Source organism: Marinobacterium aestuarii, assembly GCF_001651805.1.
Taxonomy (GTDB): Bacteria; Pseudomonadota; Gammaproteobacteria; order Pseudomonadales; family Balneatricaceae; genus Marinobacterium_A; species Marinobacterium_A aestuarii.
In genome coordinates this window covers 735,381-755,278 of the sequence record NZ_CP015839.1, presented here as the reverse complement: position 1 = coordinate 755,278, position 19,898 = coordinate 735,381, and the positions used below count along the sequence as shown (strand labels likewise).

The window sequence follows — 19,898 nt, the reverse complement described above, 5'->3', positions numbered from 1 at the left end:
TGACTCGAAACTCGAGTGTGCGCACGACTCGCAACAGCTATTGCAGCGTTACAGAGCCATAGCTGGGTTCGGACTGGGCTTCGGTAAGCGCGGTCAGGGCGGTGGACGAGACCACATCACCCAGGCCACCGAAGACCGTGCCCAGGTTGCGAGACATGGGATCCATCAGCACCTCGGCGCTGCGCGCCACCCGCATGCCCATGCGTTCTTCACGGGGCGGAATGCCAATGTGTTCGCGGTAGCACTTGCTGAAATGCGGCGTCGAAACAAAACCACAGGCCGAGGCCACTTCGATAATCGACATCGACGTCTGCTTCAGCAACTGGCGCGCCTTGGTCAGGCGCAGCTTGAGGTAATAACGCGATGGCGAACACTGCAGGTATTTCTGGAACAGGCGCTCCAGCTGGCGCCGTGACAGGCCCACGTAACAGGCCAGCTGATCCAGCTCGATCGCCTCCTCCAGATTGGCCTCCATCAGGGACACCACCTCCACGAGCTTGGGCTGGGTGGTGCCCAGCACATGGCGCAGCGGTATGCGCTGGTGATCGGTTTCATTGCGGATGCGGTCGCAGATGAACATTTCCGAGATAGCGGCGGAAAGCTGGTAGCCATGCTCCTGCTTGATCATGTTGAGCATCATGTCCAGCGGCACTGTGCCGCCGCTGCCGGTGAGACGATCACGATCGACCGAGAACAGGCGGTTGGTGCAATTCACCTTGGGAAAGGCCTCCTGCAGCGAGGCGATGCATTCCCAGTGGGCGCTGCACTCGTAGCCGTTCATCAGCCCGGCTTCGGCCAGCGCGTAGGCGCCGGTGCAGATACCGCCGAGCTTGCGCCCCTTGCGGCCCATGGACTGCAGCCAGGACAGCTCACGCTTGCTGTAGCTGCGGGTAATATTGACGCCGCCGGCCACGACTATGGTGTCCAGGTCAAACGGATCTGTCATGGCGCCATCGGGGGTAATCTGAATGCCATCACTGGCACGCACCGGCTCACCGTCTTCGGTGAGGGTATACCAGTTGTACAGCTCCTTGCCGCTTAACTGGTTGGCCATGCGCAGGGGTTCTATCGCGGATGCCAGCGAAATCATCGTGAAGTTTTTAAGCAGCAGAAAACCGATGTTGCGGCTTTTCGGCTCGGTCGCGGCGCGGGTACCCGGGATGGAATCGTTCATCATTGGCTCCTTCAGCAACACGCCCGTTGGTGTCGGCTGCTGAATCACGGCTAGCAATTGCTATGCCTGTTTTTCTTATAATCACCACCGCAATCCAGATCACCTATCGGCGGCCTTGTTGCGGGTTGTGCATGTTTTATGACCGCGCATCCGGCTTAAAATGCCGCGGCCTGCAGTCGGCGGGGCTCAGGCGCCGACTGGCTCCTGCGGCGATACCGCAAGAGGCCCTGACTTTAGTCGTTTTTGGGGCAATGGGAAGCCATCAATGTCACCTATACTGCAAATCATTATTGCTACTGAGCAATACACACAAAAAACTGTTATTTTTTATCGGTTTGAAAGAGAATCGGCGCCCACCAAAAAAGGCCGGCAGATCGCACCACCCACCCTCTAATGCACCCTAACAGAGCAAAGGCAGGCCTCCATGCACCGCTGGGAAAGTATTGAAGCCTTCATAGAGGTCGCCCGCCTGGGCAGTTTGTCGGCCGCGGCCACCAAACTGCGCGTGTCCAGCTCCCATGTCAGCCGCCTGCTGAGCCACCTGGAACAGCGCCTCAACACCCAACTGCTGGTGCGTACCACCCGCCGTGTGACCCTGACCGAATCGGGCCAGTGGTTCTTCGAGCAGAGCCAGACCCTGGCCGATGGTTTCAGCGATGCCGAGCAGCAGATCACCAGTTTCAGCAACGAACCCCACGGCCTGCTGCGCATCAGCTGCGGTTCCACCTTTGGCGAGCGTTACATAGGCCCCATGCTGACCCGTTTCATGCAGCAGCAGACACGCCTGAGCCTGGACCTGAACCTGACCAACCGTGCGGTGGACCTGATCAATGAAGGCTACGATCTGGCCATTCGTCTGGGTACGCTGAAAGACTCCAATCTGGTGGCGCGCCGCCTCAGCGACAGACGCGAATACATCGTCGCCACGGCAAGCTATCTGGCCGCCAAGGGTACGCCCCACAGCCTGCTGGACCTTGCCGGGCACAACTGCCTGCGTGGTTCGACCGCCACCTGGAGTTTCTGTGTTGCAGGCCAGCGCAAGGACGTTCGCGCCAACGGTAACTGGCACGCCAACTCGGGCGTATTGCTGCTAGAGGCCGCACTGCAGGGCCTGGGGCTGGCCTGCCTGCCCGACTATATTGTCGAGCCGCACCTGAACAGCGGCGCCCTGGTCAGCGTACTGGACGAATTCCGCTGCCAGGACAGCGCCATCTGGGCGGTGTACCCGCGCAGCCGTCACCTTTCACCCAAAGTGCGTCACTGCATCGATTACCTGGTGGAAGCCTTCGAGAACCCCGACTGGCGCAAGCTATGAGTAACAAGCAGCTAGGAGAAAGATGAAAGGAAAGAAAACGACTGCGAGCTCGCTCCTGCCTCTTTCACCTTTCACTTTCTTCTTACTACCGGCTTAACACTCGATGGCATTCACCGCCAGACCGCCACGGGACGTTTCCTTGTACTTGTCCTGCATGTCGCGGCCGGTTTCCAGCATGGTGCGGATGACCTTATCCAGCGAGATAAAGTGCTCGCCGTCACCGCGCAGCGCCATCTGAGTCGCATTGATGGCCTTCATCGCTGCTATGGCGTTGCGCTCGATGCAGGGCACCTGCACCAGACCACCGACGGGGTCGCAGGTCAGACCCAGGTTGTGCTCCAGCCCGATCTCGGCGGCGTTTTCCACCTGTTCAGGCGTACCGCCCATGACTTCGGTCAGGCCCGCAGCCGCCATGGCACAGGCGGAACCCACCTCACCCTGACAGCCCACTTCGGCACCGGATATGGAAGCGTTCTTCTTGCACAGGGTGCCCACGGCAGCAGCGGCCAGCAGGAAGTCGACTACGTCTTCTTCGGTGGCCTGATCCTTGAAGCGCATGTAGTACATCAGCACCGCCGGGATAATGCCCGCTGCACCATTGGTCGGCGCCGTGACCATACGCCCACCGGCGGCGTTTTCTTCATTCACCGCCAGCGCGTAGAGGTTAACCCAGTCCATGGCGCGCAGCGTCGAGCTGATCACGTTAGGCGCCTCAGCCCGCTGCAATGAACGGTTCAAGCCCGGAGCTCGCCGGCGTACCTTGAGGCCGCCCGGCAGTATGCCTTCCTGCTCCAGCCCCTTGGCGACACAGTCCTGCATGGCCTGCCAGATAAGCTGCAGCCCGGCGCGGGTTTCAGCTTCCGGCCGCCAGACCTTTTCGTTTTCCATCATCAGCTCACTGATGCGCAGGCCGTGCACCTTGCACAGGCGCAGCAGTTCGACGGCATTGTTGAATTCGTAGGGCAGGCTGACCTGATGCACCAGGGGGGCACCGGCCATGGCTTCCTTCTCATCGATAACAAAACCGCCGCCCACCGAATAGTAGGTGTTGCTGAACAGCAGTTCGTCCTGGCCGTAGGCGCTCAGGCGCATGGCGTTGGGATGGTAGGGCAGGCATTCTTCCAGCAGCTGCATGTCGCGAGCCCAGTCAAAGGCGACAACACGCTTGCCCATCAGCCGCAGTTCACCGCCGCTTTTCAGCGCCTCAACGGTGGGATCAATGATGTCCGGATCAATAGTCGCCGGGCGCTCACCCATGAGCCCCATGATGATGGCCTTGTCGGTACCATGACCAATGCCGGTAGCACTCAGCGAGCCGAAGAGTTCAACCGTCAGGCGTGACACGTCTGGAATCAGCGCCATGCCTTCAAGGTGGGCCGCAAACTCGGCGGCGGCACTCATGGGACCCACGGTATGGGAGCTTGAAGGACCGACTCCGATCTTGAACAAATCAAATACGCTGATACCCATGATGCCTCCGGCAAAACTGTCGTTATTATGAGGGGAAGCAGGCACTGGTACGCATTTCCCCCTGCCGTCGAGCGGCGGGCAAGGCAATACTGACAGTCCTGTTCATATGACATGGATTATCTGCCCTGGGCGCCCCGCGCACTTGTCAGGCTGCGACCTTTATCTAGCTATAAAAAACGCAATTGCACCGCCATGTCTCAATTAGGCATGTAGGCGACTCATACAGACACATCCGCAGTCACGCGAAGCACTAGGGTAGCAGGATGGATTCAGGCAGCCGCTGCGACACCGTCATTGCCCGCAACAGCACAGAGTCTGCAACAGGCCCGTCCATACCGGCTTATATACATAAAAATCAGAAGGAGTGTTGTCAATGAGCAGCAACGCAAACCGCGGTGTCGTTTACAAAGGCGCCGGCAAAGTCGCCGTTGAATCCATCGCCTACCCGGAACTTGCCATCGGCAACCGCAAATGCGACCACGGCGTTATCCTTAAAGTCGTCACCACCAATATCTGCGGCAGCGACCAGCACATGGTGCGCGGACGCACCACCGCCGAAGAAGGCCTGGTACTGGGTCACGAAATCACTGGTATCGTGGTTGAGTGCGGCCGCGACGTCGAATTCATCCAGCAGGGCGACCTGGTGTCCGTGCCTTTCAACATTGCCTGCGGCCGCTGCCGCACCTGCAAGGAAGGCAAGACCGGTATCTGCCTGAACGTAAACCCGGCGCGCCCAGGCGCTGCCTACGGTTACGTCGACATGGGCGGCTGGGTCGGTGGCCAGGCCGAATACGTCATGGTGCCTTACGCTGATTTCAACCTGCTGAAATTCCCGGATGCCGACCAGGCCATGGAGAAGATCCGTGATCTGACCCTGCTGTCCGACATCTTCCCCACCGGTTTCCACGGCTGCGTCACCGCAGGCGTAGGCCCTGGCTCCACGGTGTACATCGCCGGTGCCGGCCCCGTGGGTCTCGCCGCTGCCGTATCCGCACACCTGCTGGGTGCCGCCTGCGTTATCGTCGGCGACATGGTGGAAGACCGTCTGGCCCAGGCCCGCAGCTTTGGCTGTGAAACCATCGACCTGACCCAGGAAGGCGATATGGCCGACAAGATCGAGGCCATTCTGGGCGAGCGTGAAGTCGATGCCTTCGTTGACTGCGTCGGCTTTGAAGCCCACGCCTGTGGCTGCAACCACGGCAAGGAAGCGCCGGCGACTGTACTCAACTCCGCCATGAGCCTGACCCGCGCCGGCGGCCAGATCGGTATCCCCGGCCTCTACGTGACCGAAGATCCCGGTGCCGTGGATGACGCCGCCAAGCAGGGCGCCCTGAGCATGCGCTTTGGCCTGGGCTGGGCCAAGTCCCACAGCTTCCACACCGGCCAGTGCCCGGTCATGAAGTACCACCGTCCGCTGATGCAGGCCATCCTGTTCAACAAGGTGAAGATTGCCGACGCGGTTAACGTGGAAGTTATCAGCCTGGATCAGGCGCCCAACGGCTATGCCGAATTCGACGGCGGCGCCGCCAAGAAGTACGTTATAGATCCGCACGGAACTGTTGCAGCCTGAGGCTGACCGGTAACAAGGGGAAATCAGCTGTAAGCTGTAAGCCCTGAGCCAAAAGGATTCAACTGAAAGCCCCGCCGGGTTTAACCGGGCGGGGCTTTTTTTTGTCACCCTGATATAGCCACACAGCCTGCACACCTAAAGCCTCAGACACCGGACAGTATCGCCCCGAAAAGCAGGCAAAAAAAACCCAGACAGAAGTCTGGGTAAAAGCCTCAGGAATTGAGGTACAACTCGGTAAAAACATAAAACCTGATACTACGAAACATCCACATTAACGCAACAGCGCATATACTCGTTTAAAACCTTCACCGCTATCACTCAAACCAATACTTTACAGGCTGTTAGCCTAAGTATGAATAAGCCCTGTTCTTTGGGCATAAATACAATGCCGGGCGCTATTTTCCCCGCAGCGCCCAGTCTCGCAATGCCCGATCACCCACGGCCGCCGCGACAACAATAATGCCCAGCAGCAACTGGAACCAGGTGGTTTTAATACCATTTACGATCAAAAAGCTCTGAATCGATGAGAGCGCAAAAGCACCGGCGATAACACCAACCAGGGATATGCGACCTCCAGCCAGGGCGGTACCACCCAGTACGCAGGCGGCGATAGCTTTCATTTCCATATACTGGCCCATACCACTGTCGGCTACACCGATTTTACCGGCATCCAGAATACCGGCAATGCCCGCCAGGAGTCCGCACAGCATAAAGGCCATGATCTTGTAGCGATTAACGCGAATCCCGCGCGAGCGCGCACTGGCCGCCGAGCCGCCCAGGGCCAGCAAACGGTTACCCTGGGGCGTCATGTACATAAAGACAATCAGTACCAGCATGATCAGCAGCATCCACCAGACGCCGGTATTCAGACCCAGAAGATCACCGCCCCCCAGCATCTGGTAGTCCAGCACAGACCGCTCCTTATAGGGAATCGCAAACGAGAACCCTTCATTCAGGGCGATAGTCAGGCCACGAAAGACCATCAGGGTACTGAGGGTGATAATCAGGGATGGCGCCTTGAAATGCGTCACCAGGAAGCCGTTTAGCGCTCCAATGGCCGCACCGGCAATCATGGCAAGAATGGCCGCCGGCACAAACCCCAGCTCAGGGGCCATACCCAGATAAGTCAGAGCGCTGAAACCAAATATAGAGCCCACTGATACATCAATTTCACCGGTCACCATCACCAGGGAGGCGCCCAGCGCCATAATGCCCAAGGTGGCGCTGACCTGGGCAATAGAGGCAAAGTTGTAGTAATTGGCCCAGCGATCGCCGGAGTAGAGGGTAAAGACGACCACCAGCACGAGGCAGACAAGTAAAATGCCAACCTCCGTGTGGCGGCGAACAAGGGCTTTGGACTGTGACAGTATCATACCGTCACCTCCGCCTTTTCAACCACGCGGCCGCCCTGACGAATAACCTGTTCGAGATCATCCGCCGTCATTTCGTCTTTGCGGACATCGGTAATTTTCTCGCCGTTTTCCATGATGATCACGCGGTCAGCCAGCTTGTGTACCTGGAAAATATCGTGGGTAATATAAATCACCAGCAGACCCTGATCGCGCAGCGACTTTGCCAGTTCATTGACGTGCTCGCGCTCGCGCACAGACAGATGGTTGGTCGGCTCGTCCATGATGACAACGCGGTTCTTGAACTCAACCGCACGACCGATCTTTACCGACTGACGCTCGCCGCCGGACAGCGCTTCAACCTCATCGTCCGCCGAGACATTTTCCCGCAGGCCGAAGGAACGAATTACCTTGGTACTGGCTTCACGCATTTTATCAAAATCAAGAAACGGAATACCGAAGCGGCGCTTGATGGGCTCGCGTCCCAGATAAAAGTTGCGTGCGATAGACAGGTTGTCGCACAGCCCCACGGACTGCTGAATGGTTTCAATACCGAACTCAATCGCATTAGCCGGCTCAAATTCTTCGACCCTGTTTCCATCGAGATAAACTTCACCGCTCGTCGGCGTATGAATGCCACAGAGCACGCGGATCAGCGTGGTTTTACCGGCACCGTTATCCCCCACCAGACCGATGAGTTCGCCGCCATAGAGTGAAAGAGATACGTCTTTCAGCGCATGAAACTGACCGAAATACAGATCAACATTTTTACATTCAATAAGCGGCGTATTAGGCGTCATTTTGCTATTCATTTTATTATTCTCCGTGCGTCGCGTGACCGGCCCAGCGAGCCAGTAACTGATTGAATATCAGTGATGCAATCAAGACCAGGCCCACAAAGGTGATATACCAGGACGAGGGTGCCCCCAGACTAATGAGCTGATAACGCACACTGGTAATGATGAAGGCGCCCAGCATGGCGCCCAGCAGGGAGCCGCGACCGCCCGTGAGCACACAGCCGCCGATAACCGCAGCGGCGATTGCTTCAAGCTCCATCAGCGTACCCAAAGTCACATGGGTCTGGGGCCGGTCAGCCAGGGTAAGAATGGCGGCAAAGCCCGCCAGTGTAGAACACATCATGAAAGCCGCGGTCTTGACACGCGGCACCCGGATACCCTGCCCCCGGGCGGTATTGGGATCTCCACCCACCGCCAGCAGGTGGTTACCGAAACGGGTTTTCCACAGCAGTGTAGAAAACACCAGCAGCACCAGCAGGGCCCAGAACACAGCCACTTCAATGCCAAAGAGCTCGCCACCGAAAACACTGGTCAGCCAGTGATGCTTGGCCTCCACCGGCAAGGAGCGCATTTGCCCGCTGGTCCAGATATGAATGATGCCACGAATGGCAAACAGCCCTCCCAGGGTCACGATCATGGATGGAATCTTGCCCCTGAGCGTGACAAACGCCTGAATATAGCCCAGCGATGCCGCAATCAGCAGAGCGGAAATCATCGCGCCCGGCACACCCAGATACTCTTCGAGCATGATGAAGGACACACCGGTCAAGCCGTAGACAGAGCCCACCGACAGGTCTATTTCTTTCACCATGATCATGATCGCCTGGCCAACAGCCATGACGCCAAGGATAGCGGTAAACTGGATAATGTCGGGCAGCGCATGCCCTGACCACCAGTTACTAAAATCAATAAGGGAGAAAATCAGAAAGATCGCACAAACACCAACTATTGCGCCAAAATCAGCACGTTTCGCGTAACGCTGCATCAACATTTTCATTATTATAATCCCGAATTATCCGAACGAAGCTTCCGGAAGAATCGTCGCCTGAGCGTAAAACCTGCTCACGAGTTTTTTATATACGCCTGAAAAACCGATAAGAACTGAACCCAGACCAGGTATCCGCCAACCCCTGATAGAACAAGGTGGTTAACCCTCAGACACCGACAAGAAGCAGGGATGCAGGGGAGCCTTGTGCCCCCACAGCACCCAGGTGTCGGAGGCGTTACTGCAGCCAGGCAGAATTATCTTCGGAGCCTGCGCCAAATACCGCGGTGGACAGCTTGTCCATCTGCTCGAGGTTGTTCATGTCAACCATGACCGGGCCGGTAATGATGTCCGACTGGGCGTCGTAACCCAGCTCATGGTGCCAGTAGAGCCATTCCATCGGGATATAGCCCTGCAGCCAGAATCCCTGCTCGGAGGCCACCAACAGATGACCATCCTTGATACCGGACAGTGCAATCGGGCCTACACCGACCGTCATGATGGTCATGCCCTTGTCGTCGACATCCGGGTCCAGACCAAGATCATTCGCCACTTCCCAGGACCAGGGCGCGGTGAAGTCACCCATGTTGAGGATATAGTTCGCGTCGGGATGGGAGGACAGATACGCCTTGAGGTTGTTACGAAACTTCGCCGGATCAACGTCGGTAAACAGGTATTCAGCGGTGGCGCCCACTTCCTTGAACGCATCCTCAATGCCCTTGCAGCGCTGGCGCAGCCCTTCATGATCCGCCGAGATCATGGCACAGACAACCTGCTTGGGCATCGGCACCTTGCCTTCCTTCGCCCTGGCAATGGCATACTGGCCCGTTTTCAAGCCTGTCAAGTATTCGTCACCGCCGACATACATCATGTAGGGAATGCGCTCGCCTTCAGGGCGACCATCGGCAGCGTTGAACGCCACCACCGGAATCCCCATGTCCAGAGCACGGCGAATGCCGGCTTCCAGCGCGTTGGCATCGGTAACCGGGATCGCAATACCATCGGGCCTGGAGGCGATGACCTGATCCAGGTTGCGGGCAAGTTCCTGCGCCGAGTAGGTTTCACCGCCGATGTACTCGGTTGTGACATTGGGGTATTTTTTCTCGAACTCTTCCAGCGCCAGCGTCAACCAGTTCATGTTCGGATCCTGGGCACCGATATGGGACACCATGACGAAACGATAGTCTTTTGCCATGGCTGCAGTCGCACTCAGGCAGAGGGCGGTGACCACAAGGCCGGTTTTAACCAGTTTCGAAAACTTCATTATGTATAACCTCGTTGCTTGCTTTGTTGTTGTTGTAAGGCAGTGCACGTCGAGAAAGGCGGGTTGAGCATTCAGTGGTATTCAGGCGGGGCCCCGCCGCTATCACCTCATTCAGCCCCGGCCATTCTGTTCAAACATCATGCGGGGCATAGTTTCCTTATCCCAGCTCAACCAGACGTCAGTCTCCGCTGACCCCAGGATCGCCTTCAGCGCCATCCCTTTCGATTCTAGGCACTTTAAACTTTCACACAAGACGTGAATGATATGTTTTATCAAAACACATCATTAACACTTCTTTTAAATTCAGCGTCCCACAAGGGCCACTGACGCGTAGCAGCGAACGTCTCGTACAGCGCCGGCGCCACAGCTGCGACAGCGCACGGTACAGAGCACTACCGAACCGACCCAAACGCCTGCTGCACCCGCGCACCCAGCCAGCCCACCATGGCATCCAGTAGCAACGGCGCGCCTTTGGGGTCATAACCACGCGGATCGGGGCCGAAGATTCCGTGCAGCGGGTGCTGTGGATCATGCCGCTGTGCACCGAAAGGGCTTTTACCCCGGTCAGCATCCGGCAGCCCTTCCTCTAGTGGCGGCAGCCTGCTCACATCCACACGATCCGGCCACAGCGAGGCCAGCAGTGTGGTTTCAAACATGCCGGCATGATCGGGTTCGATCGGTATGTCCTCACCCATGTTCATTGCCAGCGCGAGCACCTGCATTGAATGACCCTCATCATTCCATTGCGCCGCGATATTCTCGATCATGCGTATCTGTTCAGGCGCAAAGTGCCCGGAAAAGAGCACGGCAAGCTGCATACCAAAATCCCGCAATCGCACCAGCGAATAACGCAACAGCGCTGCAATTTCCGCCTCGCCCTGCATCATGATGGTAAAGGGATAGTCACCATGCCCCCCGCCGGTACCGTAATACAGCGGCGGACACACCAGACCGCCGTCGCGCAAGGCCACATGCAGACAAACCCCCTGCGCGGTCAATGCATCCAGCCCTATGGGCAGGTGCTCTGCGTGCCACTCGTAGGTACCCAATGGCATAAAAACCACCGGTCGCTCCGCCATCGCCGCGCGGATTTCATGCGGCATCAGGAGTTCGATCTGTACAGGCTGGAATTCGGGCGTCATTGTTCAGCTCTCACTTGTAATAGTTGCGAACCCACAGATGTTCGGCCAGCTGCGCCTTAAGCGCCGCAGGAAAAGCGGCGCCATCGGAATAGACCGCGTTCATGTTGACTTCGGCCGGGTTCGTCATGCCGGGAATGACTGTTGCGACCCTGGGCTCACTGAGGATATAGCGCATGGCGGCTTCGGCCAGCGTCGGATAATAGGGCGCACAGAGTGCCTTGAGCTTTTCCACCCGTGCGAAGGTATCCCCGAAGCGCTCATCCCTGAACAGTAAATGCGGCACCGATCCAGGCGCCCAGGCGGCATAGGTATCCCGCGTCCAGCTACCGGTCAGCGACCCCGAATCCAGCGGCACACGGGCAATAAACGCCGTATCCGTCTGCCCACCCGCCTGGAACAGCGCCCCGGCCGGGCGCTGCTCGAACAGGTTGAACACCACCTGAATTGACGCGGCGAGCCCAAGTTTCGCCAGGTCGATGCCTTCCTCGGGACGGTAGTCACGAATGGACACACCGATCTGATCGATCTTGCCTTCCTGGCGCAGCGCGTTAAGCGTTTCAAGCCAATCCAGCGCCTGGGTACCGTCGGCCACCCAGCAGTGCAACTGAAACAGATCCAGGCGTTCAACCTGCAAACGTCTGAGCGACTGCTCGACATTGTTACGCAGGTGCCACTGCGGGTAGCGGCCCCGCATCTGAGGCGCATCATCGTCGGGATCCGGCCAGACCGTCGGCTGAGCCTTGGTGGCGACATAGACCTTGTCGCCTTGCCACTGCTTGAGCGACTGGCCGATCACCTCTTCACTGTGGCCATGACCGTAGAGCTCGGCCGTATCCACAAAGTTAATACCCTTTTCGTAGGCATACAGCAGCGTCCTGATGGACTCGGCGTCATCCACCGCGCCCCAGTCGCCACCAATCTGCCAGGCGCCAAAGGCGATCTCACTGACCTGCCAGTCGGTGCTTCCAAATTTACGATACTGCACAAGCAATTCCTCCCACGTTCTGATGACACCGACACCGGCACGGCGCGTCTGTCCTGCCCTCAGAGCTGAAAGCTCAAAGCACCCAGACTGCCGCGCCAGGCGACGGCATTATTAAGCCTTGAGCAAAGCTTTGAGACTGATAGCCGGGTTGCTCAGCGCCTCTGGATCCAGGCATTTGCCGCTATCGATAAGCCGCTCGCCCAGCTTGATATCCCGCGCTATAGCGTTACCCCGGGCAAAGCCACTCACTGCAACCAGGCGGTTATCGGCGTCAAGGTCGAACAGCAACAGGGCGTTATCCGGCAGGTCCCGCTGCACCCGCCGTGCGCCGAGTGCGCCATCCCCGGCCATTTGCAGACCGCAGTCGAACTGATCGGACCAGAACCACAGACGGGCCTGATACGCTTCGTCCCGCCCCAGCAGATTGCGCGCCACCAGGTGCGCCTGTGCTTCGGCGTTGCGCCAGGTTTCGTGGCGCACCTGCTGCTGCGATTGCGGGCAGGGAAACTCGCAGACATCGCCGATGGCATAGATATCCGCAGCACTGGTCTGCAGCCGATCGTTGACCCGGATGCCATTGCCCATATCCAGCCCGGCCAGCTGTGCCAGCTCGATATTGGGTTCGATACCCACACCGACAAGGACCAGGTCACAGGGGATACGGGAGCCATCCTGCAACCTCACCGCCTCGACAGTCCCCTGCCCTTCGATGGCTTCGATACGACTGCCCAGCAAGACCTCGACACCCCTGGCACGATGCAGGCTCAGCAAGCGCTCGGACAACTGCGGCGGCAGTACGCGCTCGGCCAGCCGAACTGACGCTTCCAGCACGCAGACATCGCAGCCGAGTGTCCGCGCAGAAGCCGCCACCTCCAGGCCGATAAAGCCGCCACCGATCACCACCAGCCGGGGCCGGCCCGCCAGCGCAGAGCTGAGGCGGGCCGCATCGGTCAGCGTCCGAAGAACATGTATCCCGTCGAGCTCGATCCCGGGCAAAGCGACCTGCCGGGCCCGGCCACCGGTGGCCAGCACCAGTTTGTCGTAGTCCAGCCGCGTAGCATCGCTGAAACGGATGCTATGGGATTTGGGGTCGAGTCCTGTGACTCTGGTACCGAGCTTCAGCTCTATGCCCAGACCGGCATAGTCGACATTGCCATCCAGGTAGCAGTCCTCGGCGCCGGCCTGCCCCAGCAGCAACTGTTTGGACAGCGGCGGACGCTCATAGGGGGAAAAAACCTCCTCGCCGATTAGCGTCAGCGCACCCTCATAACCTTCCTGGCGCAGCGCCAGGGCCAGTCGCCCGCCGGCATGGCCGGCCCCGATAATCACAATGGGCTTGTTGCTGTTCGTCATTTGCATGCTCTCCCGAAACGGCAGGGACAATAAGGATCCTGATCCTGGCGCCGCGCCCCCAGCAGGGAGATGCATCAGCGTCTGCACGGGCCAGGCTCACGGCGATCACTCGACCTGCATTAGCACCCGACTGCCATCCACCTTCACCGGATAGGTCTGCAGGTTAATGCAGGCCGGCGCCCCCTGCGCCTTGCCGGTACGGTAGTCGAAGCGGCCATTGTGCTTGGGGCACTCAATGATGTGATCCATCACCAACCCGTCTGCCAGATGCACCTGCTCGTGGGTACAGTTGCCATCAGTGCCAAAGAACTCATCATCGGCAGACCGATAGACAGCAAAGGTTCGGTCGTTGTAATCGAAACGCATGACATCTTCTTCATCGATATCCTCTGTCCCGCAGACATCTATCCAGATATTGCTCATGATGCACTCCCGCTACTGTATTTATTGTTATTGAATTCAGGCCATTTCCGGCGCCGGGCTTGCCGGCGCGGCCGACGGGGCAGCCGCCGCAGACACCGGCTCGGGCACGGGACGCCGCACGAAATACTCCGGATCCTTGCGCTGGCGCAGCACCGCAGGAATGATTTCGCGGTAGGCCGCCCACAGACCGGGATACGCCGGTGCGCATTGATCCTTCATCAAGGCATGCAACTGCGGCAGCGCGTGATAAGGCACCATCGGGTACATGTGATGTTCAACGTGATAGTTCATGTTCACGTACATGAAACGGAACACCGGGTTCATCAGGATGGTGCGGCAATTGTGCCGATGATCCAGCACATTCTCGGCCAGCCCGGCATGCTGGGTGAGGTTAAACAGCTGGCTCAGGACCCCGCCATACAGCCGCGGCAGTACCACAAAGATCGCGGGCAGAATGCTGCCACTGGCGACACAGCTGGCCACAAGCGCAATAAGAATAAGCACATAGATACGACTGGAGATGATCAGTTTCGGCCACTCTGTCTCCGGCACTATGCTACGCGTCTCGGCATTCAGGCTGCCACCGGCAACACGCAGCAGCCGGGCAACTTCAAGCGGCGCAAAATGCAGATCAAACAGGTCAACAATCGCGACCCAGAGCTTGGGCGGCCGCTGCACCGCAATCTCCCGGTCACTGCCAACAATCAGGGTGTCGGTATGATGGCGCACATGACTCCAGCGCCAGTAGACGGCTTCATGCAGTGTCATAAAGGCGGTGAGCTGATAGAAAACATCATTCAGCCAGCGCGTTTTGAACGGCGTGCCGTGGGACAGTTCATGGGCCCAGTGATCGCTCACCGAGTACAGCAGCCCGTAGGCCGCAAAGGCCGGTATGCACCAGAGCGTACCCCAGGTTAAGAAGCCGGCCACACCCGCTGTGACCAGTAACAGCAGCCAGAACCCTAATTGCAGCAAGGCCGGCCGGTCGCTACGCTTCATCAGCTGTTTGAGCTGCTTGCGGCCGATATCGCAGGAAAACCATTGTGCCGACACCAGTCCGCTCTCGAGCGCTTGCCTGCGGCCAGGCCCGGTAAGACTGTAGTCACGCCAGGCAGTGTTTTTTATCATTCTTTGCACCCCTCATCAGTGATTGCTTGGATTGACGTTGCAGCAATATGGATAAACGCCAATGCCCTCATGAGTGACCGATTATATAACTCCGCATTGCCCAGGCAATGATGCAGTGATATTATTTATCAAAATACATCATTATAGGACCCTTCCATGAAGACTCCCACCCTGGCAGATGTCGCCAAGAAAGCCGGCGTCGGCATCGCAACCGTCGACCGCGTCGTCAATGGTCGGGTGAAGGTCCGACCGGAAACCGCCCAGCAGGTACTTGAGGCAGCAGAAGCCATCGGCTATAGAGGCGCAGGTATCATCAGGCGCAGGCTGGAGGAGGAAGCGCCGGAGCGCCGGCTGGGGTTTATTCTGCAAAAGCGCAGCACCCCTTTTTACAAGGCCTTGGCTGAGGAACTGATTCGCGCGACCGAAGCATCCAAAGCCATTCGCGGCACCCCTGTAGTGGAGTTTATAGATGAGCTGAAGCCCCAGAATGTTGTGGATGCCATGCACAAACTGGCTGCCAAAGTGGATGCGCTGGCGGTGGTCACCGCCAATCACCCGGCCGTCTGCCTGGCCATCGATCAGCTACACGCCAAAGGCATCCCCACCTTTGCCCTGGTCTCAGACCTCACTACCGAGCTGCGGGCCGGCCATGTCGGACGCGAGAACAGAAAAGCCGGCAGAACTGCGGCCTGGAGCATTGCCCGCCTGAGCAAAAAGCCCGGCAAGGTGGTGGTGTTGCTCGGCAGCCACAGTTATCTTTGCCAGGAAATCTGCGAGATCAGTTTTCGCTCCTACTTTCGCGAAAATGCCCCCCAATTCCAGGTACTGGAAACGCTCGTCAGCCGGGAAGACCCAGAACAGGCCAGGGCTTCCATTCAGGCACTGATCGAAAACAATGCTGACCTGGTGGGCATCTATGTTGCTGGCGGCGGTATTGAAGGCATTATCGAGGTGCTACGCAAGACAGACCCAGCCACCAGGCCTTTCGTGGTCTGCACCGACCTGACAGAGGAAACGCGCATCGCGCTGATCGACGGCACCGTGGATCTGGTGCTGTCCAATCCGCGGGATGTGATCGCAGAAAGGCTGGTGGAGGCCATGGCGCGAGTACTGGACCGGGGAATGGGCACCGAGCCCATACAGATACCGGTGCCACTGGAGATCTATACCTCCGAAAACCTTTAACCTGGCCATACAGTGCCCCCAGGCAGCCGGCCAGCAGCGACACGGCATTAGCAGGCTGTAGAAACACTACTTGCGTTAATCAATAGCGCCTTGCGTCCAGCGGACCTTCCTGGCCTGTCAGCTGGCGAAATAGTCCAGCGCGAGCATATATCCCAGGGTCCCCATGCCGGCGATCACGCCCTCGGCCCGCGCCGATACCCAGGAATGGTGCCGAAAGGCTTCACGTTTGTGGATGTTGGATATATGGACTTCGATCACCGGCGACTCGAAGGTGTTCAGCGCATCCAGAATGGCCACCGAGGTGTGGGACAGTGCCGCCGGGTTGATGATAATGCCGGCGGCTTTATCACGCACCTCATGCACTTTTTCAACCAGGGCGCCTTCAAAGTTACTCTGGAAAAACTCGATTTCCAGGTCCAGCTGCGCCGCCCGCGCGCGCATTTTATGCTCCACGTCGGCGAGTGTTTCATGACCGTATATCTCGGGCTGACGCTTGCCCAGCAAATTGAGATTCGGCCCATTGAGTACATAGATCAGCTTGTTCATGCTTACCAGCCTTGCAGTGTTGGAACAGGATCAGACGAGCGGAATCGTCAATTTATGGATCAGGCCACGGGTATCGGGGCGCATGCCGCGCCACCACAAAAAAGCTTCAGCCGCCTGCTCCACCAGCATGCCGACACCGTCCGCCAGCTGATGTACGCCGGCGCCCTTGGCCAGGCGCAGAAACGGCGTCAGTCCCTTGCCATAGGCCAGCTCATACGCCAGCCCCTGGGGTGAAAAAACGTCAGCCGGTACCGGTGGCAGATCGCCGCGCAGGCTCGCAGAGGTGGCATTGAGCACAATATCAAAGCGTTCGCCCACCAGATCGGCATAGGTCATGATCGTGAAGTTCTCGACATCGGCGAACTGCTGTCGCAGCGCCTGAGCCTTTTCCAGCGTGCGGTTAACCATCACCAGCTGCGCCGGATTCTGCTCCAGGAGCGGCAACAGGGCACCGCGCGCGGCACCACCTGCGCCCAGTATCAGTACCCGGCGCCCCTTGAGTTCAAAGCCCAGATTGCGCTGGATATCATTCACCAGCCCAACGCCATCAAAGTTTTCCGCAAAAACCCGGTCTCCCTCAAAACGCATGGCGTTGACGGCGCCGGCGAGCCGAGCCCGCTCGGACAGGTCCGTCGCATAGGCAAACGCATCCAGCTTGAACGGTGCCGTGACATTCATGCCCTTGCCACCCTGCGCCCGGAAACGGTCAACCGCCGGCGCAAAGGCCTCCGCCTCGATCGCCACATAGGTCAGGCTCTGGGCGGTTTCCCCGGCAAAGGTCTCGTGGATCAACGGCGATTTGGTGTGGCTAAGCGGATTACCTATCAGTGCATATTGATCGGTCATGCTGTTTCTCCCAGGGTATCCAGTCCGAGTTCACTGACTTTGTCTTCGCTGTACAGCACGCCATCACGAATCAGCGCATCGATGTCACCGGCGGCATAACCGAGGCTGCTGGCGATCTGGCGGTTATGCTGCCCCAGCAGCGGCGCCGGGGTTTTCTCGGTGGTGTCGCAACCGGAAAAGCGGAACGGCAGGTTGGCGAGCCTGACCTTGCCGACCACCGGATGCTCCTGTTCCAGCACCATGCCACGGGCCTTGATCTGCGGATCGGCCAGCACTTCGTCGATGGTCTGCACCTTGGCGCAGGGCACATCGATGGCATCCAGATCCTGCAGACAGGCAGCCACACTCTTGCCTGCCACCCAGGCCCGTACCACCGGCAGAATATCGAGGCGGTGCTCGTTGCGCCCGGCGGCACAATGGAATCGGCTATCTTCGGCAAAGGCGGCGTTGCCCGTCTGCTCGGCCACCAGGCCCGCAAAGCGCTTCCAGGCCACATCGACCTGAGCCGCAATCACCAGATCGCCGTCGGTGGCCGAAAAGACCCCATACAGGGTTGACGTCGGCAGATCATGACCGGTTTGCTGCGGAATTTCCTCGCCGTTGGACAGCGTGTAACACTGCACGGCGTATTCATGCATCGACACCAGGCAGTCATAGAGTGCCATGTCGATATGTTGTCCCTTGCCGGACTTGACCCGCCCGAGCAGCGCCGCGCAGATGGATGCCACACCGTGTATGCCGGTGTACATGTCCCCCAGCGCCACCCGCAGCAGCGGCGGCGCTTCGCCGGGCTCTCCGACCATCGCCATGATGCCGCTCTTGGCTTCGGCAATAAGACCGAAACCGGCGCGGTGCGAATCCGGCCCGGTATGGCCGTAGGCCGATACCGAGCAATACACCAACCCGGGATTAATCTCTGCCAGGGCTTCGTAGCCAAGGCCCAGTTTGTTCAGGGCACCTGGACGGTAGTTTTCGACAAACACATCGGCCGTCTCGATCAGTTTTTGCATCATCTCGAGACCCTTGGGATCCTTGACATTGATGCACAGCCCCTGCTTGCCCATGTTCTGTTGCATAAAATAGCCGCTCTGCCCCTCGATAAAATAGGGGTGAGCCCGGCCGGCATCGCCTTCGCCGGGGCGCTCGACCTTGATCACTTCGGCGCCCATGGCCGCCAGGCAGCGTGACAGGTAGGGGCCCGCCAGAAAATGGCTGTAATCGATAACACGGATGCCTTCGAGCGGACGTGCTTGTGTCGTCATGTGTCAATTCCTCTAGTGTTTGATGCCAGCCCTGGGCACGCCTGCCCGCTGTATTGATAAAAGCGGAAACGCAGCAGTGCCGGGGCCTGGGTTTCGTGGCCTGAAGCACCCGCCGGTGCGGGACAGCCGGTGTGGGTCTATAAGGGCCGTGTTGATTCGCGCCTAAAAGGCACCGGGACGACGCGGCACCATCAAACGGTGTTCGCCGCGGTGCACCACCTCATCGTGCTGATTGATCAGCTCCGAGGGCAGTATCACGATGCCCCAGCCCGGACGGCTGTTGGAGGCGCGCATGCCGGTCACGCTAAAACGCACCCGTAGTACGTCACCAATCTTGATCGGCAGCACGAAATCCCAGGTCCAGCCCAGGGACATACCCGGGACAAAACGGTATTCGCTCTGTGTCTTGAGGCCATCGGCGATGGACAGCCCCAGCAAACCATGGGCGACGCGAGTGCCGAACGGCGTGGTCTTGGCATACTCCTCATCGACATGCACCGGGGTAAAGTCACCGGTCAGCTCGGCGTAGGCATTGATACGCGCTTCGGTGACCTCATAGGTCGGACTCAGACAGACATCCCCCTCGCTGGCGTCATCCCAGTAACGTTCGGGGGTGCTAAAACGGTTGTTATTCGAACTCATATGCGGGCTCCGGGTCGTTGCAGTGTGAAAGGGATACGCGATCAGGCACGCGGATCAATCGCGAGCACAGTAGCCACGGCGGTGCCGCTGGCCTGAATAAGCTCAACGGCCAGGCCATCCGGTAATTGCAGCCAGTTGGGGCCCTGGGGCAGTTCGGTGACATTCCAGCCCCGAGCTTGCTGCAGTGCTGCCTCCAGGTCTTCCACCATGATGCCCAGATGGGCCAGCCAGCCGCTGTCATTGCTCGGCGGCGCATCGAAGTCGGGGGTCGCCATGAGCTGAATACCGCCAAGCGTCCAGTACTGACGCGGATTTTCCGCCGGGCCATCGACTTCACGCAGGGTCTGCCCCAGCACTTCGCGGAAGAAGCGAATATGCCAGTGAATATCGCGCACCCGTATCGCCACATGTTCGACGTAGGATTTATTGCTATAAGCCATTGTTTTAACTCCGCATTACCAA

The 19,898-nt window shown here is 58.6% G+C and carries 19 protein-coding genes; 3 read left to right on the top strand and 16 right to left on the bottom strand.

The genetic code is table 11. The features are described from left to right. Positions 1-37: 37 nt before the first annotated feature. A complete protein-coding gene (gbdR, locus tag A8C75_RS03310; protein ID WP_067378086.1) occupies positions 38-1,174 on the bottom strand; it encodes a choline metabolism transcriptional regulator GbdR in 1,137 nt (378 codons plus the stop codon). 424 nt (positions 1,175-1,598) lie between these two features. Between gbdR and A8C75_RS03305 the strand changes: the two genes are divergently transcribed. Continuing rightward, positions 1,599-2,489: a LysR family transcriptional regulator gene (locus A8C75_RS03305; RefSeq protein WP_067378082.1), complete on the top strand. Its 891-nt coding sequence runs from the start codon at positions 1,599-1,601 to the stop codon at positions 2,487-2,489. A gap of 93 nt (positions 2,490-2,582) precedes the next feature. Here the strand turns inward: A8C75_RS03305 and A8C75_RS03300 are convergent, their stop codons facing one another. Next, on the bottom strand, positions 2,583-3,959 hold the full coding sequence (locus tag A8C75_RS03300) for an L-serine ammonia-lyase (RefSeq protein ID WP_067378080.1): 1,377 nt from the start codon (positions 3,957-3,959) through the stop codon (positions 2,583-2,585). Between the two features lie 373 nt (positions 3,960-4,332). Between A8C75_RS03300 and fdhA the strand changes: the two genes are divergently transcribed. Next, entirely contained in the window at positions 4,333-5,529 is a 1,197-nt protein-coding gene (gene fdhA, locus A8C75_RS03295) for a formaldehyde dehydrogenase, glutathione-independent (protein WP_067378076.1), read from the top strand. A 395-nt stretch (positions 5,530-5,924) separates the two neighbouring features. Here fdhA and A8C75_RS03290 read toward each other — a convergent pair whose 3' ends face one another. From A8C75_RS03290 to A8C75_RS03250, 9 genes are all read right to left on the bottom strand, one after another. Beyond that, positions 5,925-6,902 (bottom strand): ABC transporter permease, encoded by a 978-nt coding sequence (locus A8C75_RS03290; protein WP_067378072.1) that lies wholly within the window; start codon positions 6,900-6,902, stop codon positions 5,925-5,927. Then, on the bottom strand, positions 6,899-7,690 hold the full coding sequence (locus A8C75_RS03285) for an ATP-binding cassette domain-containing protein (protein ID WP_227819826.1): 792 nt from the start codon (positions 7,688-7,690) through the stop codon (positions 6,899-6,901). The genes A8C75_RS03290 and A8C75_RS03285 overlap by 4 nt, the downstream gene beginning before the upstream one ends. A gap of 4 nt (positions 7,691-7,694) precedes the next feature. Beyond that, a complete protein-coding gene (locus A8C75_RS03280) occupies positions 7,695-8,672 on the bottom strand; it encodes an ABC transporter permease (protein WP_227819825.1) in 978 nt (325 codons plus the stop codon). Between the two features lie 226 nt (positions 8,673-8,898). Beyond that, entirely contained in the window at positions 8,899-9,924 is a 1,026-nt protein-coding gene (locus tag A8C75_RS03275; RefSeq protein ID WP_067378069.1) for a substrate-binding domain-containing protein, read from the bottom strand. 392 nt (positions 9,925-10,316) lie between these two features. Further along, a complete protein-coding gene (locus tag A8C75_RS03270; protein ID WP_067378066.1) occupies positions 10,317-11,066 on the bottom strand; it encodes a creatininase family protein in 750 nt (249 codons plus the stop codon). Between the two features lie 10 nt (positions 11,067-11,076). Then, positions 11,077-12,051 carry an aldo/keto reductase gene (locus tag A8C75_RS03265; protein WP_067378063.1) on the bottom strand — a complete coding sequence of 325 codons (975 nt, stop codon included), beginning with the start codon at positions 12,049-12,051 and terminating at the stop codon, positions 11,077-11,079. Positions 12,052-12,162: 111 nt separating this feature from the next. Then, a complete protein-coding gene (locus tag A8C75_RS03260; RefSeq protein ID WP_067386944.1) occupies positions 12,163-13,404 on the bottom strand; it encodes an NAD(P)/FAD-dependent oxidoreductase in 1,242 nt (413 codons plus the stop codon). 105 nt (positions 13,405-13,509) lie between these two features. Beyond that, a complete protein-coding gene (locus A8C75_RS03255) occupies positions 13,510-13,827 on the bottom strand; it encodes a MocE family 2Fe-2S type ferredoxin (RefSeq protein WP_067378060.1) in 318 nt (105 codons plus the stop codon). Positions 13,828-13,863: 36 nt separating this feature from the next. Further along, the gene (locus tag A8C75_RS03250) at positions 13,864-14,955 is read right to left on the bottom strand and encodes a fatty acid desaturase (RefSeq protein ID WP_067378057.1); all 1,092 of its coding nucleotides are present in this window, start codon (positions 14,953-14,955) and stop codon (positions 13,864-13,866) included. 156 nt (positions 14,956-15,111) lie between these two features. Between A8C75_RS03250 and A8C75_RS03245 the strand changes: the two genes are divergently transcribed. Then, positions 15,112-16,140, top strand: a complete 1,029-nt coding sequence (locus A8C75_RS03245; protein WP_067378054.1) for a LacI family DNA-binding transcriptional regulator — start codon at positions 15,112-15,114, stop codon at positions 16,138-16,140. A gap of 117 nt (positions 16,141-16,257) precedes the next feature. Here A8C75_RS03245 and aroQ read toward each other — a convergent pair whose 3' ends face one another. From aroQ to A8C75_RS03220, 5 genes are all read right to left on the bottom strand, one after another. Then, the gene (aroQ, locus tag A8C75_RS03240) at positions 16,258-16,686 is read right to left on the bottom strand and encodes a type II 3-dehydroquinate dehydratase (RefSeq protein WP_067378051.1); all 429 of its coding nucleotides are present in this window, start codon (positions 16,684-16,686) and stop codon (positions 16,258-16,260) included. Between the two features lie 30 nt (positions 16,687-16,716). Further along, complete coding sequence (gene aroE, locus A8C75_RS03235; protein WP_067378048.1) at positions 16,717-17,532, bottom strand: shikimate dehydrogenase; 816 nt, start codon at positions 17,530-17,532, stop codon at positions 16,717-16,719. Then, positions 17,529-18,794 (bottom strand): CaiB/BaiF CoA transferase family protein, encoded by a 1,266-nt coding sequence (locus A8C75_RS03230; RefSeq protein WP_067378045.1) that lies wholly within the window; start codon positions 18,792-18,794, stop codon positions 17,529-17,531. The genes aroE and A8C75_RS03230 overlap by 4 nt, the downstream gene beginning before the upstream one ends. Before the next feature lie 162 nt (positions 18,795-18,956). Then, positions 18,957-19,436, bottom strand: a complete 480-nt coding sequence (locus A8C75_RS03225; protein ID WP_067378042.1) for a MaoC family dehydratase — start codon at positions 19,434-19,436, stop codon at positions 18,957-18,959. A gap of 41 nt (positions 19,437-19,477) precedes the next feature. Then, positions 19,478-19,876, bottom strand: coding sequence for a VOC family protein (locus A8C75_RS03220; RefSeq protein WP_067378039.1), 399 nt, complete (start codon positions 19,874-19,876; stop codon positions 19,478-19,480). Positions 19,877-19,898 lie beyond the last annotated feature (22 nt).